Annotated in this window: 1 protein-coding gene; it reads right to left on the reverse strand. The window is 64.6% G+C overall.

Annotation, left to right across the window (positions count from 1 at the left end; genetic code table 11):
• Window positions 1–1693, reverse strand: a 1693-nt coding sequence (locus ACE04A_RS04950; protein ID WP_485819903.1) for a VCBS domain-containing protein, incomplete at both ends; no start/stop codon positions are given.

Below are 1693 nucleotides of genomic sequence, written 5' to 3' on the forward strand. Positions count from 1 at the left end.
GTACGGCGGCGTTGTCCACCTTGTAGGTGTACGTGCCGTCGGCGTTGATGGTGACCGCGCCCAGCTGGCCACCGGCATGCGTGCTGCCGGTGAACTTGAGGGAGCTCGTATTGAAGGTCGACTCGCCGGCGTCGGCGTCGCTGATGGTGACCGCGCCGTTCACACTGAGCTTGCCGGCCGACACGCCGACGTCTTCCGTGACCGACTTCGCGTCATTGGTCACCGTCGGCAGGTCGTTGGTGCCGTTGATGGTGATGCTAATGGTGCTGGTGGCGGTGCCGTCAGCGGAAGCGACCGTGTAGGTCTCGACGATGGACTGGCCAGCCTTCAGGAACTGTACGGCGGCGTTGTCCACCTTGTAGGTGTACGTGCCGTCGGCGTTGATGGTGACCGCGCCCAGCTGGCCACCGGCATGCGTGCTGCCGGTGAACTTGAGGGAGCTCGTATTGAAGGTCGACTCGCCGGCGTCGGCGTCGCTGATGGTGACCGCGCCGTTCACACTGAGCTTGCCGGCCGACACGCCGACGTCTTCGGTGACCGACTTCGCGTCATTGGTCACCACGGGGATGTCGTTGGTGCCAGTGATCGTAATGGTCAGCACTGCTTCGCTGGAATCGCCGTCCGCGTCGGTAACGGTGTAGCGGATCGTTTCAGTCAGCAGTTGGCCTGCCTTTAGGGCTTGCACCGCGGCCAGGCTGTTGTTGAGCTGATACGACCAGGTACCGTCGCCATTGTCGACGAGCTGCCCGTACTTGGCATCACCGGTGTTGAGGACGGCCGTGACCGCGTCAGCGCCGAGCGTGTCGTTGGTCAGCACGTTTCCGATGATCGGAGCGATCGTGTCGTCGGTGATGTCAGCCGTGTCTTCATTGGCGACCGGGGCAGTGTCGAGGATCTGGATGACCAGGTCATTGCTGGTGGACACGCCGGCCACGTCGGTGACGGTGACGGTGATGTTGTCCTTGACGGCATCATCGCCCGCGGTGTGGTCATCGGCGCCGCCCGTCTCCTGGTAGGAGTAGGAGATCGTGCCGGTGGCGGCGTTGTAGCCGGTGACGGTCAGGATGCCCTTGTCGGTGGTGATGACGACGGGGTTGGCGGCGCTGGCGCCGGTGACGTCCTTGCCGCCGACGGTGACGCCGGCGACGCCGGCTTCGGCGGAGACAGTCACGGAGCCCGTGACGGTGTTGCCGGTGCCTTCAACCACGCTGTTATGCGCGCCGGAGACGTTGCCGTCGCTGTCCTCGGGGGTGATGACCGGGGGGCCATCGGTCTGGCCGTTGATGCTGAAGTTCAGGTTGGCGGTGGACGTATCGCCATCGGCGTCGGCCACGGTATAGCCCAGCGTGAAGTTCAGCTTGTCGCTGGCGTTGAGCGCCTGCACGGCAGGCTTGGTGTTGTCGAGCTTGAACGCCCAGGTGCCGTCGTTGTTCAGGGTCAGGGTGCCGTACTGCTCGATGGCGGCCTTCTGGGCGTCGGTGACGTTCCAGGTGACACCGGTGATGGCATCAGCGCCCTTGGTGTCGTTGGTCACGACGTTGCCGCTCAGCGTGTTGAGCGCGGCGTCCTCGGTGACGGTGCCGCCGTTGTCGTCATTGGCGGCCGGAGCGGTGTCGAGGATCTGGATGACCAGGTCGTTGCTGGTGGACACGCCGGCCACGTCGGTGACGGTGACGGTGATGTTGTCCTTGAC

This window comes from Achromobacter colocynthidis (assembly GCF_057334535.1).